The 25,226-nt window shown below is 65.1% G+C and carries 25 protein-coding genes and 1 tRNA gene; 15 read left to right on the top strand and 11 right to left on the bottom strand.

What is annotated here, in order from left to right; all coding sequences use genetic code 11:
• Nucleotides 1–69 precede the first annotated feature (69 nt).
• Together G570_RS11625 and G570_RS11620 are read left to right on the top strand one after the other, a co-directional pair.
• On the top strand, nucleotides 70–1,491 hold the full coding sequence (locus G570_RS11625) for an MBOAT family O-acyltransferase (protein WP_037502515.1): 1,422 nt from the start codon (nucleotides 70–72) through the stop codon (nucleotides 1,489–1,491).
• Nucleotides 1,466–2,656 carry a hypothetical protein gene (locus G570_RS11620; RefSeq protein WP_156930439.1) on the top strand — a complete coding sequence of 397 codons (1,191 nt, stop codon included), beginning with the start codon at nucleotides 1,466–1,468 and terminating at the stop codon, nucleotides 2,654–2,656. The genes G570_RS11625 and G570_RS11620 overlap by 26 nt, the downstream gene beginning before the upstream one ends.
• Here G570_RS11620 and G570_RS11615 read toward each other — a convergent pair.
• The 4 genes from G570_RS11615 to G570_RS11600 all read right to left on the bottom strand — a co-directional run bounded on the left by G570_RS11615 (nucleotide 2,653) and on the right by G570_RS11600 (nucleotide 6,167).
• Nucleotides 2,653–3,687 (bottom strand): sensor histidine kinase, encoded by a 1,035-nt coding sequence (locus G570_RS11615; RefSeq protein WP_037502508.1) that lies wholly within the window; start codon nucleotides 3,685–3,687, stop codon nucleotides 2,653–2,655. The two genes, G570_RS11620 and G570_RS11615, sit on opposite strands and share 4 nt — an antisense overlap.
• The gene (locus G570_RS11610; protein WP_037502506.1) at nucleotides 3,687–4,127 is read right to left on the bottom strand and encodes a response regulator; all 441 of its coding nucleotides are present in this window, start codon (nucleotides 4,125–4,127) and stop codon (nucleotides 3,687–3,689) included. Before G570_RS11610 ends, G570_RS11615 begins: the two co-directional genes overlap by 1 nt.
• Nucleotides 4,124–5,602 (bottom strand): sensor histidine kinase, encoded by a 1,479-nt coding sequence (locus G570_RS11605; protein ID WP_245600297.1) that lies wholly within the window; start codon nucleotides 5,600–5,602, stop codon nucleotides 4,124–4,126. The genes G570_RS11610 and G570_RS11605 overlap by 4 nt, the downstream gene beginning before the upstream one ends.
• Nucleotides 5,603–6,090: 488 nt before the next feature.
• Nucleotides 6,091–6,167: transfer RNA gene (locus tag G570_RS11600), tRNA-Arg, on the bottom strand.
• A gap of 123 nt (nucleotides 6,168–6,290) precedes the next feature.
• On the opposite strand from G570_RS11600, the gene G570_RS11595 reads away from it, so the two are divergent.
• Nucleotides 6,291–7,502: a PQQ-dependent sugar dehydrogenase gene (locus G570_RS11595; protein ID WP_051504390.1), complete on the top strand. Its 1,212-nt coding sequence runs from the start codon at nucleotides 6,291–6,293 to the stop codon at nucleotides 7,500–7,502.
• Here the strand turns inward: G570_RS11595 and purQ are convergent.
• Together purQ and purS are read right to left on the bottom strand one after the other, a co-directional pair.
• Nucleotides 7,499–8,164 (bottom strand): phosphoribosylformylglycinamidine synthase subunit PurQ, encoded by a 666-nt coding sequence (purQ, locus tag G570_RS11590; RefSeq protein WP_037502500.1) that lies wholly within the window; start codon nucleotides 8,162–8,164, stop codon nucleotides 7,499–7,501. The genes G570_RS11595 and purQ overlap by 4 nt on opposite strands.
• Nucleotides 8,164–8,397, bottom strand: a complete 234-nt coding sequence (gene purS / locus G570_RS11585) for a phosphoribosylformylglycinamidine synthase subunit PurS (RefSeq protein ID WP_037502497.1) — start codon at nucleotides 8,395–8,397, stop codon at nucleotides 8,164–8,166. The genes purQ and purS overlap by 1 nt, the downstream gene beginning before the upstream one ends.
• 155 nt (nucleotides 8,398–8,552) lie before the next feature.
• Here purS and G570_RS14090 point away from each other — a divergent pair, with 155 nt between their 5' ends.
• Nucleotides 8,553–8,684, top strand: a complete 132-nt coding sequence (locus G570_RS14090; protein WP_281169515.1) for a hypothetical protein — start codon at nucleotides 8,553–8,555, stop codon at nucleotides 8,682–8,684.
• A gap of 31 nt (nucleotides 8,685–8,715) precedes the next feature.
• Entirely contained in the window at nucleotides 8,716–9,096 is a 381-nt protein-coding gene (locus G570_RS11580; protein WP_037502494.1) for a PaaI family thioesterase, read from the top strand.
• Here the strand turns inward: G570_RS11580 and G570_RS11575 are convergent.
• From G570_RS11575 to G570_RS11565, 3 genes are all read right to left on the bottom strand, one after another.
• Complete coding sequence (locus tag G570_RS11575; protein ID WP_037504154.1) at nucleotides 9,093–10,220, bottom strand: acyl-CoA dehydrogenase family protein; 1,128 nt, start codon at nucleotides 10,218–10,220, stop codon at nucleotides 9,093–9,095. The two genes, G570_RS11580 and G570_RS11575, sit on opposite strands and share 4 nt — an antisense overlap.
• A 6-nt stretch (nucleotides 10,221–10,226) precedes the next feature.
• The gene (locus G570_RS11570) at nucleotides 10,227–11,387 is read right to left on the bottom strand and encodes an acyl-CoA dehydrogenase family protein (protein WP_037502491.1); all 1,161 of its coding nucleotides are present in this window, start codon (nucleotides 11,385–11,387) and stop codon (nucleotides 10,227–10,229) included.
• Nucleotides 11,388–11,472: 85 nt separating this feature from the next.
• Entirely contained in the window at nucleotides 11,473–12,051 is a 579-nt protein-coding gene (locus G570_RS11565; protein ID WP_169731756.1) for a hypothetical protein, read from the bottom strand.
• Between the two features lie 120 nt (nucleotides 12,052–12,171).
• Here G570_RS11565 and G570_RS11560 point away from each other — a divergent pair, with 120 nt between their 5' ends.
• The 6 genes from G570_RS11560 to G570_RS11535 are packed head-to-tail and all read left to right on the top strand — an operon-like array spanning nucleotide 12,172 to nucleotide 17,833.
• Nucleotides 12,172–13,419 (top strand): acyl-CoA dehydrogenase family protein, encoded by a 1,248-nt coding sequence (locus G570_RS11560; protein ID WP_037502488.1) that lies wholly within the window; start codon nucleotides 12,172–12,174, stop codon nucleotides 13,417–13,419.
• On the top strand, nucleotides 13,416–14,192 hold the full coding sequence (locus G570_RS11555) for an SDR family oxidoreductase (protein WP_037502486.1): 777 nt from the start codon (nucleotides 13,416–13,418) through the stop codon (nucleotides 14,190–14,192). The genes G570_RS11560 and G570_RS11555 overlap by 4 nt, the downstream gene beginning before the upstream one ends.
• Nucleotides 14,189–14,938, top strand: coding sequence for an SDR family NAD(P)-dependent oxidoreductase (locus G570_RS11550; RefSeq protein WP_037502483.1), 750 nt, complete (start codon nucleotides 14,189–14,191; stop codon nucleotides 14,936–14,938). Before G570_RS11555 ends, G570_RS11550 begins: the two co-directional genes overlap by 4 nt.
• A 16-nt stretch (nucleotides 14,939–14,954) precedes the next feature.
• Nucleotides 14,955–17,015 carry a 3-hydroxyacyl-CoA dehydrogenase NAD-binding domain-containing protein gene (locus tag G570_RS11545; protein WP_037502482.1) on the top strand — a complete coding sequence of 687 codons (2,061 nt, stop codon included), beginning with the start codon at nucleotides 14,955–14,957 and terminating at the stop codon, nucleotides 17,013–17,015.
• A gap of 3 nt (nucleotides 17,016–17,018) precedes the next feature.
• Nucleotides 17,019–17,258 carry a hypothetical protein gene (locus tag G570_RS11540; protein WP_037502479.1) on the top strand — a complete coding sequence of 80 codons (240 nt, stop codon included), beginning with the start codon at nucleotides 17,019–17,021 and terminating at the stop codon, nucleotides 17,256–17,258.
• Nucleotides 17,259–17,284: 26 nt separating this feature from the next.
• Complete coding sequence (locus G570_RS11535) at nucleotides 17,285–17,833, top strand: cytochrome b (RefSeq protein WP_051504388.1); 549 nt, start codon at nucleotides 17,285–17,287, stop codon at nucleotides 17,831–17,833.
• On the opposite strand, the gene G570_RS11530 is transcribed toward G570_RS11535, so the two are convergent.
• Nucleotides 17,830–19,011 carry an MFS transporter gene (locus G570_RS11530; RefSeq protein WP_037502477.1) on the bottom strand — a complete coding sequence of 394 codons (1,182 nt, stop codon included), beginning with the start codon at nucleotides 19,009–19,011 and terminating at the stop codon, nucleotides 17,830–17,832. The two genes, G570_RS11535 and G570_RS11530, sit on opposite strands and share 4 nt — an antisense overlap.
• Nucleotides 19,012–19,067: 56 nt before the next feature.
• Between G570_RS11530 and G570_RS11525 the strand changes: the two genes are divergently transcribed.
• The 3 genes from G570_RS11525 to G570_RS11515 all read left to right on the top strand — a co-directional run bounded on the left by G570_RS11525 (nucleotide 19,068) and on the right by G570_RS11515 (nucleotide 23,239).
• Nucleotides 19,068–19,481: a MarR family winged helix-turn-helix transcriptional regulator gene (locus G570_RS11525; RefSeq protein ID WP_051504386.1), complete on the top strand. Its 414-nt coding sequence runs from the start codon at nucleotides 19,068–19,070 to the stop codon at nucleotides 19,479–19,481.
• A 74-nt stretch (nucleotides 19,482–19,555) separates the two neighbouring features.
• The gene (gene typA / locus G570_RS11520; RefSeq protein WP_037502475.1) at nucleotides 19,556–21,373 is read left to right on the top strand and encodes a translational GTPase TypA; all 1,818 of its coding nucleotides are present in this window, start codon (nucleotides 19,556–19,558) and stop codon (nucleotides 21,371–21,373) included.
• 159 nt (nucleotides 21,374–21,532) lie between these two features.
• Complete coding sequence (locus G570_RS11515; protein WP_037504150.1) at nucleotides 21,533–23,239, top strand: DEAD/DEAH box helicase; 1,707 nt, start codon at nucleotides 21,533–21,535, stop codon at nucleotides 23,237–23,239.
• Nucleotides 23,240–23,824: 585 nt separating this feature from the next.
• Here the strand turns inward: G570_RS11515 and G570_RS11505 are convergent.
• Nucleotides 23,825–24,241 (bottom strand): EVE domain-containing protein, encoded by a 417-nt coding sequence (locus tag G570_RS11505; protein WP_037502470.1) that lies wholly within the window; start codon nucleotides 24,239–24,241, stop codon nucleotides 23,825–23,827.
• Between the two features lie 335 nt (nucleotides 24,242–24,576).
• Here G570_RS11505 and G570_RS11500 point away from each other — a divergent pair, with 335 nt between their 5' ends.
• On the top strand, nucleotides 24,577–25,176 hold the full coding sequence (locus G570_RS11500) for a cell wall hydrolase (protein ID WP_051504384.1): 600 nt from the start codon (nucleotides 24,577–24,579) through the stop codon (nucleotides 25,174–25,176).
• Nucleotides 25,177–25,226 lie beyond the last annotated feature (50 nt).

Raw genomic sequence — 25,226 nt, 5'->3', positions numbered from 1 at the left:
GTCGCGTCATCACGAGACAGGGGGCTGTCGGATGCGTTACGCTCGGTTCCTGCGTGGGTCACGCGGGCAATGATTTTCAATTCGCTGACGTTCATCGTCTTCTTCGCCATCGTGCTGGCGGTGTGGCAGCTGCGGTTGCCGTGGACGGGCCGCAAGCTATTCCTGCTAGTCGCCAGCTACATTTTCTACGCGGCCTGGAATCCGCCCTTCGTCCTGCTGCTGTGGGCATCGACCGTTGTCGATTGGTGGGCCGCGCAGACTATGATCCGGTCGGAGAAAAAGTCGGTCCGCCGCTTCTGGCTCATCGCCTCGCTGGTGGTGAACCTCGGCATGCTGGCCTTCTTCAAATATGGCCAGTTCCTGCTCGACAATTTCGTCGCGCTCGCGGCCAGCATTGGCATCGAATATGTTCCGGCCAAATATAATATCGTCCTGCCGGTCGGCATCAGCTTCTACACCTTCGCGACCCTGAGCTACACCCTCGACGTCTATCTCAAGCGCGCGAAGCCGGCTGAACATTTCCTCGACTATGCGCTGTTCGTGACCTTCTTCCCGCACCTGGTGGCGGGTCCGATCATGCGCCCGACCGAACTGGTGCCGCAGTTCGCCGAAGCGAAGCGCGCGACGCGCACCATGCTGCTGTTCGGCCTGTTCCTGATGACGGTCGGGCTTTTCCAGAAGGTGGTGCTGGCCGACGGTTTCCTCGCCCCGGTGGTGGAGGCGGTGTACGATCCGCGTGGACCGATGGCGCCCCTTCCGCTCGATGCCTGGGTCGCGACGCTGGCCTTTGCGGGCCAGATCTTTTGCGACTTCGCCGGCTATTCGACGACCGCCATCGGGGTGGCGCTGACGCTCGGCTTCGCCATGCCCGACAACTTCCGCTTTCCCTATGCGGCAGCGGGCTTCTCCGACTTCTGGCGGCGTTGGCACATCACCCTGTCGGCATGGCTGCGCGATTATCTCTACATCCCGCTCGGCGGCAACCGCCACGGCCCGGCGCGCACCTACATGGCGCTGATGGGGACGATGCTGCTTGGCGGCCTGTGGCACGGTGCCAACTGGACCTTCGTCGCCTGGGGCGGGCTGCACGGCCTTTATCTGTCAGTCGAACGCTGGCTGAAGGGTCGTTTCGGCGGGTTCAAGCCGTCGGGCGCCAGCCTGATCGCCGTAATGCTGCTGACCTTCCTGCTGATCGACGTGACCTGGGTCTTTTTCCGCGCCGACAGCTTCAAGGAGGCCTGGACGATCCTCGGCGCGATGGCTGGCCATGCGCCGGGCGGAAAACCGCTGGTGGCGATGGTGCCGATGATCTGCGCTTTGCTGGTCGTCGCGGGCATCGTCGGCACGCACTGGGCAATGCGGTCGACCACCATCGAAGCCGTCGTCGAGCGCACCCCGGCCTGGGCGCTCACCACCGCATGGGCCGCGATGCTGTTCGCGGTGATCATCGAGCAGGGGCAAGGCAATGCCTTCATCTACTTCGCCTTCTGACGCCATCCACGAAGGCGCGCTGCCCGCGGGTCTTCGCCTCACCGCGTCCGACCGTCCGGGGCAAGCACAGCCGGTGCCGACGCGCGACATTCCCGACCGACCGTGGGGCATGATGGCGCTGGTCGCGGCCATCGCCGTCGTCCTGCTGACGATCGGCTGGGAAATGAAGATGCGCTCGCTCGGGCTGGTTGCGGGCGACGTCGACGACAGCATCGCCCGCTGGGAAGCGAACCGCCTGACCGCCGGGGGCAAGGACAAGGTCGTGATGGTCAGCGACAGCCGCCTGATGTTCGACACCGACCTGGCGCGGTTCAAGGCGCTCACCGGCAAGGACCCGGTGCAGCTTGGCGTCGTTGGCTCAAGCGCGCTGGTGCTGCTGCAGGATTTGGCCAAGGATCCGTCGGTCAACGGACTGGTGCTGGTCGGGATGGCCGACACGCCCTACTTCGGTCCAGCGGGGTTTGCCGGATTGTACCTTAAGGAGCCTGAAAAGACGCGGCTGCCGTCGCAGCGGACGCGGCTGTGGCTCGGCGACCTGCTCGAAAAGTCGTTAGCGTTCCCATCGAAGGATTACCGCCTGAGCGTCCTGATCCATCGCCTTGATCGAAACCAGCGCGCGGGCGCTCGTGGCCCTTACGAGGAAGTGTGGAAGATCAGCACCGAAGACCAGCGGCGCCAATATACGATGTGGGATCGGGTCGAAACCAATCCGCTGATCCAGGGGCACGCGATCCATGCATGGGGCGATTTCAAGGCCGAACCGGGCGAACCGCCATTCGATGTGCCCAAGACGTTGAAGGAAACGGTCGCGGCGGTCGCCGCGATCCGGGCGCGCGGCGGGGAAGTTATCTTTCTGCGTCCGCCATCAGCCGCACGCCTGAGGGTCAACGAGGAAGCGCGCATCCCCAAATCAAAAGGCTGGGAGCAGATCCTTGCCCAGGCAAAAGTGAAGGGCATCCATGCCGACGATTTCGGGCCGCAGCCATGGGTATTGCCCGAACTGTCCCACCTCAGCCGCGCTTGCCAGACCGTCTATACTGACATGTACCTGCGCAAGCTGGTGACGATGACCGATCGGATTGCGCTTCGGGCCGATGCGCCGCCCCCGCTCAAGGTCGCGGATTGCGTCGGGGTTGGGCCAGGCGCGCCGGCGCGGGGCAGCTAGATCGCGGCCACGACGCGCGCGCGGACGCCGGTGTGAGCCTTGTCATAGTCCAACGTCGCGGCAAGCGACTTGGCCATGGCGAGGACCAGCTTCGACCCTAAGCCGCTGCCCTTGGGCGCATCGCCGTCCTTGATTCCGCAGCCATCGTCTTCGACCAGCAGGGAAAATTGCTGGTCGTTGGCGCGGCTGAGTTCGACCCTGATCTCACCCGGAACGGCCGGGTCGTAGGCGTATTTGCACGCGTTGGAGACCAGTTCGTTGACGATCACGCCCAGCGACACCGCCTTGTCGGGATGAAGCTGCAGCGGCTCGGCTCGAAGCTGGATCGATCGCGGGGCAGTCGGGGTCGACCAGGTTTCCTGCAGTTCCTCGACGATGGCGGCCAGATATTCGTCCATCGCCACCTGCTCGACATCGCCGCTGGCATAGAGCTTGCGATGGACTTGGGCGATGGCGTCGATCCGCCGCTGGGTATCTTCGAGCGCCTCGCGGGCGCCGGCATTGTCCAGCCCGCGCGCCTGCATATGGACGAAGGTCGACACCAGCTGCAGCGAGTTGGCGACGCGGTGGTTGACCTCGCGCAGCAAGGCTTCGAGCCGCTCGTTGGCAGCCTTAAGCTTGTCCTCCGCCTCGCGCTTTTCCCGTTCCAGCCGGACGCGGGCGAGCGCGAGTGTGAAGGCCTGCTCGAGCAGGTCGACGAAATCGTCGCCAATCGTCTTGACCACATATTCGTAGGCGCCCGCCTTCAGCGCCGCGACGGCGATCTGGCTCTCTTCGGACCCGGTGACATAAACCACTGGCGGACAGTCAGGCAGCTCACGCAATGCGGCCAGCGTCTGCAGCCCGTCCATGCCCGGCATATAATGGTCGACGGCAATGATATCGAAATTGCCTTCGCGGGCCTTGGCGACGCCCGCCGCGCCGTCCTCGGCCGTGACGACCGTATGGCCGCGACGCGACAACAGCTTGTCCACCAGCCTGCGCAGGCCGGCGTCATCATCGATATACAGGATGGTACGCGGCTCTTTCATCAGGCGTCGTTGCTCGGCACCTGGATCACCGACAGGAACAGCCCCAGTTGGCGGATCGCGTCGGCGAAGCTTTCGTAATTGACCGGCTTGGTGATGTAGACGTTGCAGCCGAGGTCGTAGCAGCGCTGGATTTCATTCTTGTCGTCAGTCGTGGTGAGCACGACGACGGGAACGCGGTGCAATTTCTCGTCGCCCTTGATCTTGGCGAGGATGTCGGTCCCGCTCATGTCCGGCAGGTTGAGGTCGAGGAGCACGAGCGCGGGGCCGTTATGTGCCGGACCTTCCGGCGCGTTGAACAGATAGTCGAGACCGCTGGTGCCATCGGTAAAATGGCGCAGCGAATTCGAAATCCCCGCGCGGCGGATATTCTTTTCGATCAGCCGGGCATGGCCCTCATCGTCCTCGATCATCACGATGCTGACCGGATGCTGCGCGTTCATTCCTTGTCCTCCCCAGAAAATTCCGTCGGCAAATCAACGACAAAGGTTGAACCTTCGCTTAAGGTCGACCGAACCGTTACCGTGCCGCCAAGGCGGTAGGCCAGTGCGCGGACATTAGCGAGCCCGATTCCTTCGCCCTTCTGATCCTGCTGGCCTGACCGACGGAACAATTCGAACACGCGCTCATGATCCTCGGGCGCAATGCCACGCCCATTATCCTCGACCTCGTAGATCGCCCGCTTACCCTCGCGGCGACCGCGCACGACGATCTGGCCGGGGCGGTCGGGCGACAAATATTTGGTCGCATTTTCCATCAGGTTTTGGAAAATCTGCTCGACCGCTAGTCGATCGTGGCGAAGATCGGGCAGGGGCGTCTCGATAGTGATGGTTGCACCCCGAAGGTCGCTTTGCGTGGCAAGGCTGTCAGCGATGTCCTGCAAAATCCGCTCCATCGGCAGATGCTCCGGCGTCAGCACCCGCCGTCCCTGCCGCGACAGGTCGAGGATGGCGTTAATCAGCCGGTCCATCTTCTGCGTCGACGAACGGATGAAGCCGATTGCTTCGGGCAGGTCTTCGCGGGCGGCGTAGGTCACGTCCTGCGTCACCAGGTCGGGCTGCGCTTCCTCGACCTTGCCGATGAAGTCGCTGACGACCTTGTCGGCCCGCTCCAGTTCGGCCGTGAACCCCATCACGTTGACGAGCGGCGATCGCAGGTCGTGGCTGACGACATAGGCAAAGCGCTGGATCTCGTCGTTGGCGCGCTTGAGGTCCGAGGTTCGTTCCGCCACCGCGCCTTCAAGGTTGGTGTTGAGCAGGTGAAGCCGGGCCCGGCTGGCGAGGATGGTCGACGTGTACCGTCGTACCAGGAAGAACACCCCGATCGCGACCGCCGCGAGCAGGCCGGCAGTGATGGCGACCACCAGCGCGAAGTTGCGCAGCGCCCGGCCTTCCGCCGCCCGACGCTGAGTGAGCAATCGCCGTTCCTCGGCCCGCATCGCGTCGGTTTCGTTGCGGATTGTCGTAACGTTGAACTTGTTGGCCGTATCGAGGAAAAGCCGTAGCGCACCTTGGCGGTCGCCGCGTTCGGCAAGCGCGACGATGGCGTCGAGCGTTTCGACTTCCTCGATCAAGTCGGGCTTCAAATTCTGGATCGCGCGGACTTGCTTTCGGTTGTCGGCCACCAGAGATTCCGCCGCCTCCAGTGTCGGGGCGATGCGGGAAGAAAATTTCTTGTAGTTGGCCAGGCGTTGCGGTTCTGGCGCAAGCAACCATCCGCGAACGGCGGTTTCCGACCGCTCGATGTCCGTTTCCAGCAACGATATGGTCGATATGACTTCGAAGGTATGTTCGACCCGGTCGCCCGCCGACGTAGCGATACGCGACAGGCTGACAGCCGCCGCGAAGGCAATTGCGAGCAGAAGGAACGCCGCACCGAGCACGGCATAAGTCGCGCGATTGAAACGGCTTTCAGACACTGGAACCAAGGACGACCACCCCACACGTCCGCCAACCGGGACACTTCATGTCAGCGCCGTAACGAGGGACGCTGCTTCTCCAGCGCTCGACTGGCCGATTGGTTCCGTTGGCGCACGTCGTGCATTCTTCGTCGTTAACCGATAGACAGTGATCGACGTGCCATTATGCCTTCCTAGGTGGCCAAGCGGGCCGTAGTCGCCGCCCCCGCGCCCCTGTAGAAGCAGTTCATTGCCTATCGGGATCGCAAGCTTGAGATGACCAGGACCAACGGACCGAAATTGTCGGTGATCGGCCAGCCGGACTATTCGATCGTCCCGGTCGGTCAGGAACGCCTGAGGCTCGCCAAGCAATCTTTCGCAACGCGACGTGCTGACCTGCGCAAGGCGCGCACGCTGATCGTCGATCGCCGGCCGCGGTCTGGCGACCTGTTGCTGGCCGAGGTCAGCGCCATCGGTCATCACACCAAGCTGGAATCGCCGGAGGGAAATGGCGCGCCCGGCAGGATTCGAACCTGCGGCCTCATGCTTAGAAGGCACGTGCTCTATCCAGCTGAGCTACGGGCGCGCACAGGCCTGCCCTATTGATCGTCATTGGTTGCCGCAAGGCTGAACCGCTGGCCGGGAAAGGGCGCGAAGGCCGTTGCCCGGACCATCGCGTCCGGCGTAGTTGCGGGGCAGGGGGTTTCCGATGATGTTGCGTCCAGTCCTGCTGCTCCTGCTCGCCGCGCTTTTGTCGTCAGAGGCGCCATATGCCGCCGACGGCCGGTGCGACGGCTATCCCAGGGTTTCACTGCTGACGTCGAAGGGTAGCTGCGTCGGACTGGTCGCCGCTGGCCTGGGCTTTCCGCGCGGCGTCGCCGCGGTAGGGGAGGACCTCTTCATCACCGATCTGGGGTCGTGGGAGCCGGGCCATGGTCGGCTGCTGCGGCTTAGTCCCGGCGAGCGGGTCGCCAGCGTGGTGATCGACCGGCTGGACCGGCCGGGCGCAATCGTCGCCGACGCGCGGGGCAGGCTGATCGTGGCATTGGCGGGAAAGGTGGTGCGGATCGATCCCAAGGCCGCAGATCCCGCGGCCGCCATGGTAACGCTGATGACCGGCATTCCCAGCGACGGCCGCCACAACCTCCCGGGCCTGCTCCTCGACCGGAAGGGCGGCCTGCTGGTCAGCATCGGCTCGGCCAGCGACAATTGCGAGGGCAGGGGCGGCGCGCGTCCGCCTCCCGACAGGCCCTGCGCCGAGTTGTCTGGGCGGCCGCCACGCGCGAGCCATCTGTACATTGCCAAAGGCCAGCCCCTGCCGGTCGATGCCCCAAGCGCCGCCGTCTTCGCGACCGGCATGCGGAATACGCTCGCGCTGGCCGAGGCCCCCTACGGCACGATCCTGGCGGCGAGCAACGGGCGCGACGCGATCGACCAGGCGGACCCGAAGCTGGCGGACGCGCGCTTTCCCCACGACGTCCTGCTCCGCGTGCATCGCGGCAGCCGGTTCGACTGGCCTTATTGCTTTGACCTAGGCCGGCCCAGCCCCGAATTCCCGAAGGCGGACTGCAAGCGGTTCGATGCGCCCGCGATGCTGCTTCCGCCCCATGCCGCGCCGCTTTCGATGCTGGTCTATCGCGGCGAGCGGCTACGCGGCCTGAAGGGCAAATTGCTGATCGCCTTCCATGGATATCGCGCCGCGGGGCATCGACTGGTCAGCCTGCCGATCGATCGCAGCGGCCGTCCGATCGGCGCCCTGCGCGACATCGTCAGCGGCTGGAAGGCAGTGACCGGCCTACGTCCCCAGGGGGCGCCGGTGGCATTGCTGGAGCTGGCCGATGGATCGGTCCTGATCGTCGAAGATCACAATGGCACGCTGCTTCGCCTGTCGAGCGACCGCCCGGCACGGACCGCCCGTTAGGCGACGGCTTCGAGCAAACCTTCGAACAGGCGGCGGCCGTCAGTCGATCCGTGCGCATTTTCGATCACCCGTTCGGGGTGCGGCATCATGCCCAGCACATTGCCCTGTGCATTGAGCACGCCGGCAATGTCGCGGGCCGATCCGTTGACCTGTTCGGTGTAGCGGAACGCGACCCGGCCGTCGCCTTCCAGCCGGTCAAGCGTTTCGGCGTCGGCCTGGAAATTGCCGTCGTGGTGCGCGACCGGGATGCCGATCTGTTCGCCCGATTGGTAGCGCGCGGTGAAAATCGACTGGCTGTTTTCGACCTTCAGGCCGACCGTGCGGCAGACGAAATGCAGCCCCGCATTGCGCATCAGCGCGCCGGGCAGCAGGCCGGTTTCGGTCAGCACCTGGAAGCCGTTGCAGATGCCCAGCACGGGAACGCCCTTGCCGGCCGCTTCGACCACCGCCTTCATGATCGGCGATCGCGCGGCCATCGCGCCAGACCGAAGATAGTCGCCGTAGGAAAATCCGCCGGGAATAGCGATGAGGTCGGTGCCCGCGGGAAGCTCGCTCTCGCGATGCCAGACCATTGCCGGCGCCTTGCCGGTTACGTCTCGGATGGCGACGGCAAGGTCGCGGTCGCAGTTGGAACCGGGGAAGACGATGACCGCGGCCTGCATCAGGCGGCCCGTTCGATCTTGAAATTTTCGATGACCGTGTTGGCCAGCAGCTTGCGGCACATTTCTTCGATGTCGCTGTCGCTGGTTCCGTCGGCGAGGTCGAGCTCGATCAGCTTGCCTGCGCGGACGTCATTCACGCCGCCGAATCCAAGGCCTTCCAGCGCGTGATGGATCGCCTTTCCCTGCGGGTCGAGGACGCCGTTCTTGAGGGTCACGAACACACGCGCTTTCATGGGTCGGCCTTTCGCTGGGGCAGGTTTGGCGCCCCTATGGCGACCAATTGCCCGGCGGGCAAGCTTCACGCTTTATTTACCATCGGCTGCCAGCATGCGTCCCGGTCGAATCTCGTTCGGCCGGAGTGGGGGTTTCGATGGTCGCACTGGCCGCAATGATGTTTGTCGCCCTGTTCGGATGGGGGGCGGACTATTTCCACTGGTCGGACCCGAACGGCCGGGTGTCGCTTGCCCTGTTCACGTCCTTCGTCCTCGGCATCATCTGCGGCTACAAGACCAAGGGCTGACGCGCCGCCCATCGTCCGCTAGGGCGGTGGCGTGACTGACCTTCCGCCCTATGCCCGCCTGCTCGACCTCCGGATCGAAGACCTGGGCAATTCCGTTCGCTACCTGATGCCGTTTCACGACGATGTGGTCGGCCGTCCCGGCTTCCTCCACGGCGGCGCGATCGCGGGCTTGCTGGAATTCGCCGCCTTCAGTTCGCTCGAACGGGCGATCGGCGACCCGGCGGTGGTCAAGAAACCGACGACCGTCACCGTCGACTATATGCGCGGCGGGACCCCGACCGACACTTATGCCGAAGCGATTGTCGAACGGCTGGGCAACCGCATCGCCAATGTCGAGGCCGTCGCCTGGCAGCGCGACCGCGCCAAGCCGATCGCCGCCGCGCGCATCAATTTCCTGCTCGAACGGCCTTAATAGCCGCTGAGCCTCGCCACCTCGGCGGAATGGAAGCGCGGGCTGCCGAACAGTTCGTCCAGCACCGCCTGCCGCTTCATGTAGAAGCCGATGTCATGTTCGTCGGTCATGCCGATGCCGCCGTGCATCTGCACGCCTTCCTGCACCGACAGGCGCGCGACCTTGCCCGCCTTGGCCTTGGCCACCGCGACCATTAACTCGGCCTTGGTGTCGCCTGCGTCGAGCAGCTGCGCCGCCTTCAGCGCCGCCGCCCGGGCGATCTCGATTTCGCCATACAGGTGCGCGGCGCGGTGCTGCAGCGCTTGGAACTCGCCGATCAGCCGGCCGAACTGCTTGCGCTGCTTCAAATAGTCGAAGGTCATCTCGGCCGATCCCGCCGCGACGCCGACCAACTCCGCCGCCGCGCCTGCGCGCCCGGCATTGAGCGCGCGCGACAGCGGCGCCCAGCCGCCATCGACCTCGCCCACGACCGCGTCGGCATCGACCGCACAGCCGTCGAATGTCAGGCGCGCGGCCTTGCTCGCGTCGGTCAACGCAACATTCTCTACCGTCATGCCCGCCGCGTCCTTCGGAACGGCGAACAGCGTGATCCCGTCGGTCTCACCGGCCGACCCGGCCGTGCGGGCGGCAACCAGGATGACGTCGGCGCTGGCGCCATGGACGACGAACTGCTTGGCACCGCTGAGCGAAAAGCCGTTGCCCGACCGCTTGGCTTCCAGCGCCACCGCCGCCGGGGCATGGTGCGGACCTTCGTCGATCGCCAGCGCCGCGACCGTGTCGCCCGCGACGATGCCCGGGAACCAGCGGTCGGCCTGCGCCGAGCCTTCGAGCGCCCGCACCGCTGCAACCGCGGTCGTCAAAAACGGCGAGGGGGTGAGGTTCCTGCCAATCTCTTCGAGCACGAGGTTGGCCTCGACCTGGCCCAGCCCCGCGCCGCCTTGCGCTTCCGGAACGATGATCCCGGTCAGGCCGAGTTCGGCCAGCTGCTTCCACAGCCCATGACCAAAGCCGTCCTTGCAGCCGATGTCGCGCCAGTGGCGCAGCTGCTTTGAAATCGCGCCTTCGTCGGCCATGAAGGGGGCGACGGTATCGGCCAGCATCCGCTGGTCGTCGGTCAGGGTCATCATATCTTACGCTCCCGGCAGGCGAAGGATGTGCTTGGCGACGATGCCGAGCTGGACTTCGCTCGTCCCGCCCTCAATCGAATTGGCCTTGGTGCGCAGCCAGTCGCGCGCCGCCTTGCCGCCGCGCGAGCGTTCGCTGTCCCACTCCAGCGCGTTCGACCCGCCGCCGGCCATCACCAGCTCGTGCCGCTTCTTGTTCAGCTCGGTCCCGGCATATTTCATCATCGAAGGGAGGGCGGGGTGCGCCTCGCCCGCCTTCAGCTGGTCGATGAAGCGCTCGCTCATCGCCGCGAAGGCCAGGGCATCGACATCGAACGCGGCGATCTCGGCCTTGAGATAGGGGTCGTCGACCCCGCCAAGCGCGGTGCCCAGCGTCGAACTGCCCGCGCCGCCGCCAAGGCCCATTTCGCTGATCATCTCGCGTTCGTGGCCGAGGAGATATTTGGCGACGTCCCAGCCCTTGTTTTCTTCATGGACCAACTGGTCCTTGGGCACCTTCACATCGTCGAAGAAGGTCTCGCAGAAGGGGCTGTAGCCGCTGATCAGCAGGATCGGCTTGGTCGAAACCCCTTCGCTTTCCATGTCGAAAAGCAGGAAACTGATGCCGCCATGCTTGGACTCGGTCGAGGTGCGGACGAGGCAGAAGATCCAGTCGGCCTGGTCGGCATAGCTGGTCCACACCTTCTGGCCGTTGACGAGGTAATGGTCGCCCTTGTCTTCCGCCTTGGTCGCAAGGCCGGCAAGGTCGCTGCCCGCGCCGGGTTCCGAATAGCCCTGGCACCAGCGGATCTCACCGCGCGCGATCTCGGTGAGATACTTCTTCTTCTGCGCTTCGTTGCCGTACTTCAGCAGCGCCGGGCCGAGCATCGAGATGCCGAAGCTGGTCAGCGGCGGGCGACAGCCGAGCGACGCCATCTCTTCTTTGAGGATCTTCGATTCCGCCGGCGAAAGTCCGCCGCCGCCATATTTCTTCGGCCAGTCGGGGACGGTCCAGCCGCGCTCCGCCATCACCTCCATCCAGCGCTTCTGCGCTTCGTTCTGGAAGGTGAAGTGACGGCCGCCCCAGCAAATGTCCTTTTCGCCCTTCATCGGCTCGCGCATTTCGGGCGGGCAGTTGGCGTCCAGCCAGGCGCGGGTGTTGGCGCGGAATGCCTCAAGATCGCTCATCGAATCCTCTCCTCAGGCGCCAATGTTGGCCCGTCGGGAAAGGTCGTCAATGGCAACTGGAAAAGCGCGGCTTTCCCTAGCGTCCTTACAGGTTGGGGAATTCGGCCCGGGCGATATGCCATCGCCGTTGCTCGGCCGTCGACCCATCCACGTCGTTGACGCGGCGCAGGATGATCGGCCCTTCGATGCGGAGCGGCCGGCCGGCCTTGGTCGTACCGCGAATGGTGGTCGGGACTTCGATGTAGATCGACCCAGCCGCGCCTTCCATGGGTCCGGTCTCGCCGAACTGACAGTCACTGACCTTCACATCGGCGGACTTGGCGGTGAATTCGGCCTCGGTCAGCCCGCTCGCCCGTCCGTTATCGCTCCACAGCCGATACGCATCGCCGAAGCGCCGGGTGGCCAGCGCGTCGCAATATTCCAACGCTCTCCGCACCGCACCCTGAGCCGTATTCTCGGCGGCGGGGGGCGGGGCATCCGGGTCCATGTGCGGTGGGGGAGGGACGTTGGGGTCGACGAAATTGGCTGACGCCATGGCGTCGTTTGCGGGCAGCGCGTTGCCGCCCTCCGTGTCTTCGACCACCATATTGTCGTTGGCCTGCTGGTTTACCTGGCAGGCGCTGGTCATCAGGAAGGCGGCGAGGATCGGGATTTGGCGGCGCATCATCCTTCAACCGTCGTTTGCCAAACCCGTTCCACCCGCCTTGCCCTTGCCCTTCGCGCGCCGCCGTCCTAGCCGGTTTTCAAGCGAGACCGATCGCAGCCGCAAACAGGGAGTGGATGGTTGGACTTTGACCTTACGGAACGGCAGGCTTTTTTCAAAAGCCGCGTGAAGGCCTTCATCGACGAGCATGTCCGCCCGCGAGTCGCGGACTATAAAAAGCAGATCGACGAGGGCGACCGCTGGCAGCCGATTTCGCTGATCGAGGATTTGAAGCCGGTCGCCAAGAAGGCCGGCCTGTGGAACCTGTTCATGCCGCCCGGCGGCGCACTCCAGCATGTAGACGAAAGCTTTCCGTTCGAGGGCGAGCAGCTCACCAATCTCGAATATGCGCTGTGCGCCGAGGAAATGGGCCGCATCCTGTGGTCGGCGGAGGTCTTCAACTGCTCCGCGCCCGACACCGGCAATATGGAAGTGCTGCATCGCTATGGCACCCGCGAGCAAAAGGACCAGTGGCTCGCGCCGCTGATGCGCGGTGAGATCCGCTCGGCCTTCCTGATGACCGAGCCGGGCGTGGCCAGCTCGGACGCGACCAACATCGAATGCCGCATCGACCGCGACGGCGACGACTATGTCATCAACGGGCGCAAATGGTGGTCGTCGGGCGCGGGCGATCCGCGCTGCAAGGTCGCCATCCTGATGGGCAAGACCGATACCGAAGCGCGCAAGCACCAGCAGCAATCGATGGTGTTGATGCCGATGGACGCCAAGGGCATCACCATCAAGCGCTTCCTCAGCGTCTATGGCTACGACGACGCGCCGCACGGTCACATGGAAATCGAATTGAAGGACGTCCGTATCCCGGTCTCGAACATGTTGCTCGGCGAAGGCCGCGGGTTCGAAATCGCGCAGGGCCGCCTGGGTCCGGGCCGCATCCACCATTGCATGCGCACCATCGGCGCGGCGGAGGAAGCGCTGGAACTGATGGTCAAGCGCCTGCAATCGCGCGTCGCCTTCGGCAAGCGCATCGCCGACCATAGCGTGTGGGAACAGCGCGTCGCCGAAGCGCGGATCGAAATCGATTGCACGCGGCTGCTGTGCCTCAAGGCCGCCGACATGATGGACAAGGTCGGCAACAAGGCGGCCAAGGCCGAGATCGCGATGATCAAGGTCAAGGCGCCGCGCATGGCGCTGCAGGTGATCGACGACGCGATCCAGTCGTTCGGCGGCGCGGGCGTTTCGCAGGACACGCCGCTGGCGGCGAGCTGGGCCGGCATCCGAACCCTGCGTTTCGCCGATGGCCCGGACGAAGTGCATAACCGCGCCATCGCGCTGATCGAATATGCCAAGCACGCCGAGGCGCTGGCATGAGCCTGTTCGACCTCACCGGCCGCGTCGCCATCATCACCGGCTCCTCGCGCGGGATCGGCAAGGCGATCGCCGAGGCGATGGCCGAACAGGGCGCGAAGGTGGTTATATCCAGCCGCAAGCAGGACGCCTGCGACGAAACGGCGGCAGAGATCAACGCGAAGCATGGCGAAGGCACCGCCGTCGCCATCGCCGCCAACATCTCGGCCAAGGAAGCGCTACAGCATCTCGTCGACGAAACCCGCCGTCAACTGGGGCGCATCGACATCCTCGTCTGCAACGCCGCGTCCAACCCCTATTATGGCCCGATGGCGGGGATCGAGGACGACCAGTTCCGCAAGATCCTGGAAAACAACGTCATCGCCAATCACTGGCTGATTTCGATGGTCGCGCCGGAAATGCTGGAGCGCGAGAAGGGCTCGATCGTCATCGTGTCGTCGATCGGCGGGCTGACCAGTTCGACCGTGATCGGCGCGTACAACATCTCCAAGGCCGCCGACTTTCAGCTGGCGCGCAACCTCGCCGCTGAATTCGGGCCGAAGGGCGTGCGCGTGAATTGCATCGCGCCGGGGCTGGTGAAGACCGACTTCGCCCGCGCGCTATGGGAAAATCCCGACACGCTGAAGATGGTCACGCGCGGCACCCCGCTTCGCCGCATCGGCGAACCGCGCGAGATCGCCGGCGCGGCGGTCTACCTCGCCAGCGATGCGTCGACCTTCATGACCGGCCAGGCGATGATCGTCGACGGCGGCAGCACCATCGGGGTCGGCCTGTGAGGTTGGCGGGCAAGATCGCCATCGTCACCGGCGCCGGTAGCGGCATCGGCAAGGCCACCGTCGACCTGTTCCGCCGCGAAGGCGCGGCTGTGGTGGGCGCGGACCTGAAGGGCGCCGACGTCACCTGCGACGCCGCGCGCGAGGCCGACATCGAACAGCTGGTCGCCGACACGGTGGCGCAGCACGGCGGCCTCGATATCTTTTACGCCAATGCCGGGATCAGCGGCGGCCTCGCTTCTATCTTCGAGCAGACCGAGGAAGACTGGGCGGAAATCCTGCGTGTCAACGTCACCAGCGTCGGCCTCGCCATCAAGCACGCTGCCCCCGCCATCAAACCGCGTGGTGGCGGCTCGATCATCGCCACCGCCAGCGTCGCCGGCCTGCGCAGCGGCGCGGGCGGCCCGGCCTACACCGCGTCCAAGGCGGCGGTGATCAACCTCGTCCGCTTGGGCGCGCAGCAGCTCACCGGCAGCAACATCCGCGTCAACGCCATCTGCCCCGGCCTCATCGAAACCGGCATGACCGAATTCGTCTACGACCGCGCCCGCGCCAAGGGGCAGGAGGACAAGCTCGGCCACCTCAATCCTTTGAAACGCGGCGGACAGCCGATCGAAATCGCCAACGCCGCCCTGTTCCTCGCGTCGGACGAGTCCAGCTACGTCAACGGCCATGCGTTGGTCGTCGACGGCGGCCTGTCCTCGACGCACCCCGTCAACCTTCAAGCCTATGGCCGCACGGCTATCTGATTTTTCGGAGAGTAATATGACCGACAGCCCCATCTCCACCCAGCTTCACCACGACATCCTGGTCGTGACCAGCAACAACCCGCCGGTGAACGCGCTCGGCCTGGCGGTGCGCCAGGGCCTGGTCGCCGCTATCGCGGAGGCGGAGGCCAATGACGCGGTCAAGGCGGTGGTAATCACCTGCGTCGGCCAGACCTTCTTCGCCGGCGCCGACGTCAGCGAATTCGGCACGCCCAAGGCGTTTGAACAGATGCTTCCGACCGTCGTCGACATCATCGAAGGCTGCTCGAAGCCGGTCGTTTCGGCGATCCACGGCACCGCGCTCGGCGGCGGGCTCGAAGTGGCGCTGGCCTCGCACTACCGCGTCGCCGTGCCGACCGCGAAATTCGGCGTTCCGGAAGTGAAGCTCGGCATCCTCCCCGGCGCAGGCGGCACGCAGCGCCTGCCGCGCGTCGCGGGCGTCCCGCTGGCGCTCGAAATGGCCACCACCGGCAAGATGATTAGCGCCAAGGAAGCGTCGGCCGCGGGCCTTATCGACCGCATCATCGAAGGCGACCTGCTGCAGCATGCCGTCGCTTTTGCTGAAGAGGTGAAGGACATCCGCCCGCTGCCGATTTCGTCAGCCAAGCAGGACAAGGTCAGCAGCGTTGATCCTTCGGTGTTCGACGATTTCCGCAAGGCCAACGCGCGCAAGTTCAAGGGTTTCGACGCCCCGGAAGCCAACATCCAGTGCATCGAGGCCGCTACCAAGCTGCCGTACGCTGAGGGCGTCAACGTCGAACGCACCAAGTTCATGGAACTGATGAGCGGTATCCAGGCCAAGGCGCAGCAATATTTCTTCTTCGCCGAGCGCAAGGCGTCGAAGATCGACGGCATCGCCGACGACGTGAAGCCGCGCGCCATCAACAAGGTGGGTGTGCTCGGCGCGGGCACGATGGGCGGCGGCATCGCCATGAACTTCCTGTCGGCCGGCATCCCCGTGACCATCGTCGAAATGGCGCAGGAAGCCTTGGATCGCGGCACCGGCGTCATCCGCAAGAATTACGAAGCGAGCGCTGCCAAGGGCCGCTTCACGACCGAGCAGGTCGAAGGCGCGATGGGACTGCTGTCGCCCACGCTCGACTTCGGCGCGCTCGCGGACTGCGACCTCGTCATCGAAGCGGTCTATGAAAATATGGATGTGAAGAAGGAAATCTTCACCAAGCTCGACGCCACGGTGAAGCAGGGCGCGATCCTTGCCTCCAACACCAGCTACCTCAACATCGACGAGATCGCAGCGGTCACCAGCCGCCCACAGGACGTGGTCGGCCTGCACTTCTTCTCGCCCGCCAACGTGATGAAGCTGCTGGAAGTCGTCCGCGGCGCCAAGACCGCCGACGACGTGCTGGTCACCGCGATGCAGCTCGCCAAGCGGATCAAGAAGGTCGCCGTGGTCGCGGGCGTTTGCTACGGCTTCATCGGCAACCGCATGCTGATCCCGCGCCACCGCGAGGCGGAAAAGCTGCTGCTGGAAGGCGCGACCCCGGCGCAGATCGACAAGGTTCATGTCGATTTCGGCATGCCGATGGGCCCGTTCCAGATGGGCGATCTGGCCGGTGTCGACATCGGCTGGCATCGCGACCCGACCCGCATCGAAACGCTGCGCGACGCGCTTTGCGCGATCGACCGCTGGGGCCAGAAGAAGGGCGCTGGCTTCTACGATTATGACGACAAGCGTCGCCCGACGCCCTCGCCGGTCGTACAGCAGATCATCGAGGACTTCTCGGCCAAGAAGGGGATCGAGCGCCGCGAGATCAGCGACGAGGAAATCGTCCAGCGCACGCTCTACACCATGGTCAACGAGGGCGCGAAAATCCTCGAAGAGGGCATGGCCCAGCGCGCGTCCGACATCGATGTCGTCTGGATCTACGGCTATGGCTGGCCGGTCTACCGCGGCGGCCCGATGTTCTGGGCCGACACCGAAGGGCTGCAGAAGATCGTCGACGGCCTGAAGGCGCAGGAAGCGCGCATGGGCAGCGACTTCAGCTTCAGCCAGCTGTTGCTCGACAAGGCCGCCAAGGGCGAGAAGTTCACCCGCTAACCGATGCCGCGCTGGCTTCGCATCCTGCTAACCGCCCTGGCCGCCGGGATTGGCGGCTGGGCGGGGCTGATCACCTTTGGCGGCGGCGCGGCGGGGGTCGCTTGGCTGTTCCTGTTCGGCGATGACCCATGGCCGCAATGGGGTGAGTGGCTCATCCTCGCGGTGGCCTTCGCGGGTGCCGTTGCCGGGGCTGCCGGGCTGGGACTTGCGGCGTGGCGCGCGACAGGTAACAAATGGGATTGATCCCGATCCCAGTGGAGTGACCAAATATGGCCGACGACATCCTGACCGCCGACGACAAGATGGGGCGCTACTCAACCGCGACGGCCGCTATCCACTGGCTCAGTGCCGCGCTGATCATCTGGCAGGTCTACCTTGGGTTCGAATTCGGCGACTATCCGAAGGGCAGCCCGGAACGGGCGCAATTGTTCACGCTCCACAAGTCGGTGGGCGTCGCGCTGCTGCTGCTGGCAATCGTGCGGCTGGCGGTGCGGTTGAAGAACCCGCCGCCCGCTTATCCGGCGACGATGCCGCAGTGGGAACAGACGGTGTCGACTTGGACGCACCGCCTGTTCTACGTCCTGCTGTTCGCGCTTCCGCTCACCGGCCTGATGCTGGTGTCGAAGGGCGGCGCGATGACCGACCTCGTCGGCGGCCTCAAATTCCCGACCATTCCGACCCCGGACATCGGCGAGGTGCACGAACCGCTGGCCTTCGCCATGATCGGCCTGTTCGTGCTTCACGTCGGCGGGGCGCTCAAGCATATGTTCGTCGACCGCGACGCAACTGCGGGACGGATGCCGCCCTTCCGACGCTAGTCGGTCTTCAGCGCCTTGTCGGGCAGCAGGAACAGCATCGCGCCTGCGATCGCTGCCGCGCCGCTCGACGCCATGAAGGTCATCGCGGGCCCGTCTCGATCCCACAACAGGCCCGCGGCCAGGCTCGCGATCAGCGCGGCAATGCCGCTGACGAAAAAGAATGCGCCGAAACTCGTCGCGCGCTGATCGTCAGGGGCGGCGTCGGCGATCATCCGGCTGAAGATGCCCTGGGTCAGCGCCATGTGCGCGCCCCATAGCACCACGCCGATCGCGACCACCCAGATGCTGGTCGCTTCGGCCAGCAACATATTGGCCCCGATCAGGACACCGATCCCCGCCAGCAGCAGGGTGCGCGGCGATACCTTGTCGCTAAGCGCGCCTGCCGGATAAGCGAGCAGTAGGTAGGCGAGGCTGAACAGCGCCAGCACCAGCGGCGACCATTGTGCGCTCAGGCCCACGTCCATCGCCTTCAGAATGAGGAAGCTTTCCGAAAAGCGCGCGACCCCGAACAGGAAGCCGATGCCGAGCAGCCGCTTGACCGGTTCGCTTAAGCGCCGAAATCCGGCGAACGCCATTTTCGCCTTCGGCATGGGCTGCCCGGTCGCGGTTTCGTGCAGCATCGTCGCGGCGAACAGGAAGGACAGGATCGCCGGCACCACCGCGATCCAGAACACCGTCCGGATGTCGTTCGCCAGCCAGATCATCAGCCCGACCGCCAGGATCGGCGCCAGGAATCCGCCGACGGTGTCGAGCGATTGCCTGAGGCCATAGGCCGCGCCGCGCAGTTCGGGCGGCGTTTCGTCGGCGATCATGGCGTCGCGCGGTGCTCCCCTGATCCCTTTGCCGATCCGGTCCACGAACCGCGCGCCGAGCACCGGGATGACGCCCTGCGCCAGCGGGAACAGCGGCTTCGACAGCGCTGCCATGCCATAGCCCAGCAGGACCCACGGCTTTCGCTTGGCCTGCCGGTCGCTCAGCCGCCCGCTGACCAGCTTGGCCATGTTGGCGGTCGCTTCGGCAACCCCGTCCAGCGCGCCCATCGCCGCCACCGGCAGGCCCAGCGTGACCGTCAGGAACGCCGGCAACAGCGCGTGATAAATCTCGCTCGACAGGTCCATCAGCAGGCTGACGATCCCCAGGATCCAGACGGTACGGGGCAGGGCGGTGCGCTGGCTCATGACTCTTGCTAGCTCACAAATTTGCCAAATGCGAAAACTTTGATAGCTTCAACTTCATGTGGGGGAACGCAACACCGGCGACCATAGCGTCGCGCTTCGCAAGACTGGTCGAACAGCTCGGCGGCGACACCGCGGCCGCCAAGGCGATGGGCCAGCAGCGCGACCTCCTCGCCGCCGTCGACGCCAGGGCGCCGGCAACGCTCAACCAGGTCGCCGACCATGTCGGGCGCGGCGCACCCGCGGTCAGCCGCGCAATCGACGCGCTGGTGCGACAGGGTCTGGTCGAACGACAGGCAGACCCCGAAAACCGCCGCCGCCTCCAGCTGCGCCTGACGGACGAGGGACGCCGCCTGATGCAGCAGCCAGCCGCCGCCGACGGCAGCCTCCAGGGCCGCCTCGCAAAACTGGCGTCGAGCGAGCTGCGCGCGCTGGAACGCGGGATCGAAATATTGGAACGCCTGCCGCGCTAATCGGCCGTCGCTGCATTGCAGCATCGCGCGCTTTGCTGTAGGGGCGCGCCAACTCTAATTCACGGACATCGATAATGAACCTGCGTAACGTCGCGATCATCGCGCACGTCGATCATGGCAAAACCACGCTCGTCGACCAGCTTTTCCGCCAATCGGGCACCTTCCGCGAAAACCAGCGCGTCGAAGAACGCGCGATGGATTCGAACGATCTCGAAAAGGAACGCGGGATCACGATTCTCGCAAAGTGCACCAGCGTCGAATGGAACGGCACGCACATCAACATCGTGGATACCCCCGGCCACGCCGACTTCGGCGCGGAGGTGGAGCGCATCCTCAGCATGGTCGACGGCGTCATCCTGCTGGTCGACGCCGCCGAAGGCCCGATGCCGCAGACCAAGTTCGTGACCGGTAAGGCGCTTGGCCTCGGCCTGCGTCCGATCGTCGTCGTCAACAAGATCGACCGCCCCGACGCGCGCCCGGCCGAAGTGCTGGACGAAGTGTTCGAACTGTTCCTCAACCTCGACGCCAACGACGACCAGCTCGATTTCCCGGTGCTCTACGCCTCGGGCCGCGCGGGCTATGCCGGCAAGGAAGACACGGTCCGCGACGGCGACCTCACCCCGCTGTTCGAAACCATCGTCGGCCATGTGCCCGATCCCGGCCTCGACACCGAAGCCGAGTTCAAGATGCTGGCGACTTTGCTCGATCGCGACAACTTCCTCGGCCGTATCCTGACCGGCCGCATCGAAAGCGGCACGCTCAACGTCAACGATCCCATCCGCGCGATGGACGTCAACGGCAAGGTCGTCGAAGACGGCCGCGTGTCGAAGCTGTTCGCGTTCGAAGGCCTTGAGCGCGTGCCGGTGCAGTCGGCCAAGGCGGGTGACATCGTCGCCATCGCCGGCCTGATAAAGGCGACCGTGTCGAACACCATCGGCACCCCGCAGATCAGCGAACCGCTCCACGCCCGCGAAATCGACCCGCCGACGCTGTCGATGACCTTCGCGGTCAACGATTCGCCCTTCGCCGGCAAGGACGGCGACAAGGTGCAGAGCCGCGTGATCCGCGAACGCCTGGAGCGTGAAGCCGAAGGCAATGTCGCGATCCGCGTCAGCGAAACCGCCGGCGGCGAAGCGTTCGAAGTCGCCGGTCGCGGTGAACTCCAGCTTGGCGTGCTTATCGAAACGCTGCGCCGCGAAGGGTTCGAACTCGGCATCTCGCGTCCGCGCGTGCTGTTCCGCGACGGTCCCGACGGCCGCGAAGAGCCCTATGAAACCGTCGTCGTCGACGTCGATGACGAATTTTCGGGCACGGTCATCGACAAGATGGCGATGCGCAAGGCGGAAATGACCGACATGCGCCCGTCGGGCGGCGGCAAGACCCGCCTGACCTTCAGCGCCCCGTCGCGCGGCCTGATCGGCTATCACGGCGAATTCCTGTCGGACACTCGCGGCACCGGCATCATGAACCGGCTGTTCGAAAAATACGGTCCGCACAAGGGCAAGATCGACGGTCGCCAGAATGGCGCGCTGATCTCGATGGAGCAGGGCGCGGCGGTCGCCTATGCGCTCAACGCGCTGGAAGATCGCGGCGTGCTGTTCATCTCGCCCGGCGACATGCTCTACCAGGGCATGATCATCGGCGAAAATGCCAAGCCGCAGGATCTTGAGGTCAATCCGCTCAAGTCCAAGCAGCTGACCAACTTCCGCGCGTCGGGCAAGGACGAAGGCATTCGCCTGACCCCGCCGCGCAAGATGAGCCTGGAACAGGCCATCGCTTATATTCAGGACGACGAGCTTGTCGAAGTGACCCCGAAGGTCGTTCGCCTGCGCAAGCGTCACCTTGATCCGCACGAGCGTAAGCGGGAATCGCGCAAGCTCGAGAACGCGTAAGCCGTAGCGCGCCGAGCGTAGCGACGCCGGCACGAAGGGCCGCCGGAGCAGCGCGAAGAGACGCGCAAGGCCGGACGACGGCCGAGTGAAACGAGAACCGATCGACGTCACGGGGATTTACTCCCCGTGGCGGCAACGCCATTTGAAGAAATGAATTTTATGACCAACCCCAACGTCCACCCGACCCTTGCCGCCGCCCTCGACGAGCGCGGCTATGACACGCTCACCACCGTCCAGTCGGCGGTGGTCGAGGAAGAGGCGCACGGCCGTGATCTCGTCGTGTCGGCCAAGACCGGGTCGGGCAAGACGGTCGCCTTCGGCCTCGCCATGGCGGGCCAGCTGATCGAGGGCGAGCGGGTGCCGTGGAGCCATCTGCCGCTGGGCCTGGTCATCGCCCCGACGCGAGAACTGGCGCTGCAGGTCGGCAAGGAACTGCAATGGCTTTACGCCAAGGCCGGCGCGCGCATCGTCACCTGCGTCGGCGGCATGGACCCGATGAAGGAACGCCGCGCGCTGCAGGGCGGGGCGCATATCGTCGTCGGCACCCCGGGGCGCCTGCGCGACCATCTTGAGCGCGGCGCGCTCGATCTTAGCGAGCTGCGCGTGGTTGTGCTCGATGAAGCCGACGAGATGCTCGACATGGGCTTCCGCGAAGAGCTGGAGGAAATCCTCGATGCGACGCCGGAAGGCCGCCGCACCTTGCTGTTCTCGGCGACCATGCCGCGCCCGATCCAGGCGCTGGCCAAGCGCTACCAGAAGGATTCGCTGCGCATCGAAACCATCGCGCAGGGCGAAAGCCACGCCGACATCGCCTACCAATGCGTGAGCGTGAACCCGACCGACATCGAACATGCGGTCGTCAACCTGCTGCGCTTCCACGAAGCCGAAACCGCGATCCTGTTCTGCGCCACCCGCGACGCGGTCCGCCGCCTTCACGCGCTGCTTAACGAGCGCGGCTTCCAGGTCGTCGCGCTGTCGGGCGAACATAGCCAGTCGGAACGCAACAATGCGCTGCAGGCGCTCCGCGACGGTCGTGCCCGCGTCTGCGTCGCCACCGACGTCGCTGCGCGCGGCATCGACCTTCCCTCGGTCGGCCTCGTCATCCACGTCGAACTGCCGCGCGATCCGGAAGCGCTGCAGCACCGCTCGGGCCGCACCGGCCGCGCGGGCCGCAAGGGCACCGCCGTCCTGCTGGTGCCGTTCCGCCGTCGTCGCAATGTCGAAGCGCTGCTGCGCCAGGCCAAGATCACGCCCGAATGGATCGACCCGCCGCTGCCCGAGGAAATCCGCAGCCGCGACCGCGCCCGCCTGCTCGAACAGCTGACCCAGCCGGTCGAGATGGACGATGACGATCGCGCCTTCGCCGACCAGCTGATGGCGACGCTGACCCCGGCGGAAATCGCCGCCGCGCTCGTCCGCACCTTGAAGACCGACCTGCCCGCGCCCGAAGACATCCTGGTCAGCGGTGGCCGCGACGCGCCGCAGCGCGACGCCGGTCCGCGTCCGGGCTTCGAAGGGTCGACCTGGTTCCGCATCAACGCCGGCCGCCGCCACCGCGCCGAAGCGCGCTGGCTGCTGCCGCTGATCTGCCGCTACGGCCACCTGACGCGCCAGGACATCGGCGCCATCCGCATCGCGGCGAGCGAAAGCTATTTCGAAGTCGCGGCGCGCTCGGTCCCGGCGTTCAGGAAAGCGCTCAGCAAGGCCGTCATCGCGCCTGAGGACGAAGGCCTGATGATCGACCAGACCGACGGCCCGCCGCCCGCCGACCAGGGCGGCGATCGCCCCCGCGGCCCGCGCCCCCACCCGATGAAGAACCGCCCGCCGATCCGCAAAGGCCCCCGCAAGGGCCCGCCGCGGCGCTAAGGCTGATCAGGACTTGGTGGGCCGCCCCTTTTGGACATTCCCACTGGACGGTAAGCCGAGATCAACGTCGGCAAACGACCCATTGCGGCCATTCGATAGCGCCCGTAGCATCGGGCTATGACAGCCCTTCTGATAGTTGCTTGGCTCTTGCTTGCGTGGAACGTCGTCTACTGTTTTCTAAAGGCAAAGGCCGACTTCCAAAGCGCCTTACCCGCTAAGGGTCTATTGGGGATACCTGCCCTAGCAGGTTCTCTTTCGATGTTCGGACTTCTGCTCATAGGTCTAGCCGGAGGCATGTAACCCGCCGGGCTGCATGTGGGCATTTGCTAATGTCCGATTTCCACCCATAGCGGACTGTCCGCTTTTCGCTGTCCTACAGCGCTGATCTTGTGTCACCGTCATCGACGGCTCCTTTGAACCCGTCGAACTTTCCCGATGTCGCTCGCGCGATCGACGTCACGACCGTGAAAAGTCGCGGTGTCCATGCTCGCCTATCCTCCGGACAGGCTGCGCGTGGACTAAGTTCACGCAAACGGCCGAAAAAGGCGCATTTCGTGAGCCGATAGTGAAGTTAAACGGCTGCGGTCAACGTCCCGCCATGTCGAGGATCACCGCCCACTCGTCGGAACGCACCGGCGTCACGCTGAGCCGCGACTGGCGCAGCATTTCCAGCTTTTCGAGACGTGGTTCGGCCTTGATCGCTTCCAGCGTCACCGGCTTCGCCAGCGGGTCGCGCGGTTCGACGCGGACGCTGGCCCAGATGCGCTCGCCCTTGGCGTTGGGTTCGCCGTCGGGTTGCCATTCCCGCACCACTTCCATCACCCCGACCGCCGCCTTTTCGGTGTTCGAGTGGTAGAAGAAGGCGAGGTCTCCGGCCTTCATCTCTTTCAGGAAATTGCGCGCGGTATAGTTGCGCACCCCGTCCCATTCGGTCCCGCCGTCCTTCACCAGGTCGTTCCAGCCATAAACGTCTGGCTCGGAGCGCATCAGCCAATAGGCCATCGATCATCCCTTTTGCGTTGCGAAGTGGCGATATGGCGCAGCGCGGCAATTAGCTCAAGCACGTGGTGAAGGGCGGCCAATATTGCGGAAAATCAATCGGTTCCCGTCGTTCGTCCCGCGATGGGTTCGGTTCGTCCCTGCTTTACTTGCACGATTGTCAGTCCCTTTTATGTGCACCGCAGCAATTTAAACGAGCGAGCGGATCGACGAGCGTTCCAGGAGGTGGGATGGCCCGATCCCGGGGCTAGACGGACGTACTCTGCCGCAGACGGTGCAGGCGCCATTGATGGCGCCTCCCCCTGTCGGTCGGTCGGCCGCCTTGGTTAGAGAGAAGATTGAACAATTTGTTGCGTGCCGGCGCGAAGTCGCTGGCTGCCGTTGCCCTTGTGGTCGGCCTGGGCTCGAGCGCTGCGATGGGACAGACGCTGGCCAACAACCTGCCGATCGTCCGCGCGGTCGCGACGTCGGTCAACCAGACCGTGGATTCGGTCGCCGACGCGGTGAGCGCACCGGCACCGACGCTCGACCAGCTGGTCGAAGCCAACAAGCAGGGCGATCCGCTGGACGAGCAGGCACAGTGCCTTGCGACCGCGGTCTATTTCGAAGCGATGGGCGAAAGCCTTCAGGGCCAGCTGGCGGTCGCCAATGTGGTGATGAACCGCGCCAGCAGCGCCCAATATCCGACCAGCTGGTGCGGGGTGGTCAAGCAGAAGGCGCAGTTCAGTTTCGTGCGCGCGGGCCGCTTCCCGCGCATCGACCCCAATTGCGAAGCGTGGGCCCGGGCGCAGGCGGTCGCGCGGATCGCGTCGAAGAAACTTATGGCCGCGCTGCCGTCGGACGTGATGTGGTACCACGCCGACTATGTCGCGCCGAAATGGCGCCGCAACCTGACCAAGGTCGAGAAAATCGGCGCGCATATCTTTTACCGCGCCTGATTTCCTTCCGTTCACCGCAGTCGCCGCTCCCTTGAACGTTAACCACGTTC

The organism is Sphingomonas jaspsi DSM 18422 (assembly GCF_000585415.1).
Classification (GTDB): domain Bacteria; phylum Pseudomonadota; class Alphaproteobacteria; order Sphingomonadales; family Sphingomonadaceae; genus Sphingomicrobium; species Sphingomicrobium jaspsi.
Note: the sequence above shows the minus strand (reverse complement) of the source record. Positions and strands in the feature narration are given on the sequence as shown.

Bases quoted from the DNA above. Each gene is read 5' to 3' on its own strand.
- G570_RS11570 (WP_037502491.1), bottom strand. From the start codon at position 11,387: ATGAGCGATCTTGAGGCATTCCGCGCCAACACCCGCGCCTGGCTGGAC.
- G570_RS11555 (WP_037502486.1), top strand. From the start codon at position 13,416: ATGAGCCTGTTCGACCTCACCGGCCGCGTCGCCATCATCACCGGCTCC.
- G570_RS11540 (WP_037502479.1), top strand. From the start codon at position 17,019: ATGCCGCGCTGGCTTCGCATCCTGCTAACCGCCCTGGCCGCCGGGATT.
- G570_RS11620 (WP_156930439.1), top strand. From the start codon at position 1,466: ATGCCTTCATCTACTTCGCCTTCTGACGCCATCCACGAAGGCGCGCTG.
- G570_RS11535 (WP_051504388.1), top strand. From the start codon at position 17,285: ATGGCCGACGACATCCTGACCGCCGACGACAAGATGGGGCGCTACTCA.
- G570_RS11515 (WP_037504150.1), top strand. From the start codon at position 21,533: ATGACCAACCCCAACGTCCACCCGACCCTTGCCGCCGCCCTCGACGAG.
- G570_RS11545 (WP_037502482.1), top strand. From the start codon at position 14,955: ATGACCGACAGCCCCATCTCCACCCAGCTTCACCACGACATCCTGGTC.
- G570_RS11610 (WP_037502506.1), bottom strand. From the start codon at position 4,127: ATGAACGCGCAGCATCCGGTCAGCATCGTGATGATCGAGGACGATGAG.
- purQ (WP_037502500.1), bottom strand. From the start codon at position 8,164: ATGCAGGCCGCGGTCATCGTCTTCCCCGGTTCCAACTGCGACCGCGAC.
- G570_RS11615 (WP_037502508.1), bottom strand. From the start codon at position 3,687: ATGAAAGAGCCGCGTACCATCCTGTATATCGATGATGACGCCGGCCTG.
- typA (WP_037502475.1), top strand. From the start codon at position 19,556: ATGAACCTGCGTAACGTCGCGATCATCGCGCACGTCGATCATGGCAAA.
- G570_RS11530 (WP_037502477.1), bottom strand. From the start codon at position 19,011: ATGAGCCAGCGCACCGCCCTGCCCCGTACCGTCTGGATCCTGGGGATC.
- G570_RS11595 (WP_051504390.1), top strand. From the start codon at position 6,291: ATGATGTTGCGTCCAGTCCTGCTGCTCCTGCTCGCCGCGCTTTTGTCG.
- G570_RS11525 (WP_051504386.1), top strand. From the start codon at position 19,068: ATGTGGGGGAACGCAACACCGGCGACCATAGCGTCGCGCTTCGCAAGA.
- G570_RS11505 (WP_037502470.1), bottom strand. From the start codon at position 24,241: ATGGCCTATTGGCTGATGCGCTCCGAGCCAGACGTTTATGGCTGGAAC.
- G570_RS11575 (WP_037504154.1), bottom strand. From the start codon at position 10,220: ATGACCCTGACCGACGACCAGCGGATGCTGGCCGATACCGTCGCCCCC.
- G570_RS11565 (WP_169731756.1), bottom strand. From the start codon at position 12,051: ATGCGCCGCCAAATCCCGATCCTCGCCGCCTTCCTGATGACCAGCGCC.
- purS (WP_037502497.1), bottom strand. From the start codon at position 8,397: ATGAAAGCGCGTGTGTTCGTGACCCTCAAGAACGGCGTCCTCGACCCG.
- G570_RS11625 (WP_037502515.1), top strand. From the start codon at position 70: ATGATTTTCAATTCGCTGACGTTCATCGTCTTCTTCGCCATCGTGCTG.
- G570_RS14090 (WP_281169515.1), top strand. From the start codon at position 8,553: ATGATGTTTGTCGCCCTGTTCGGATGGGGGGCGGACTATTTCCACTGG.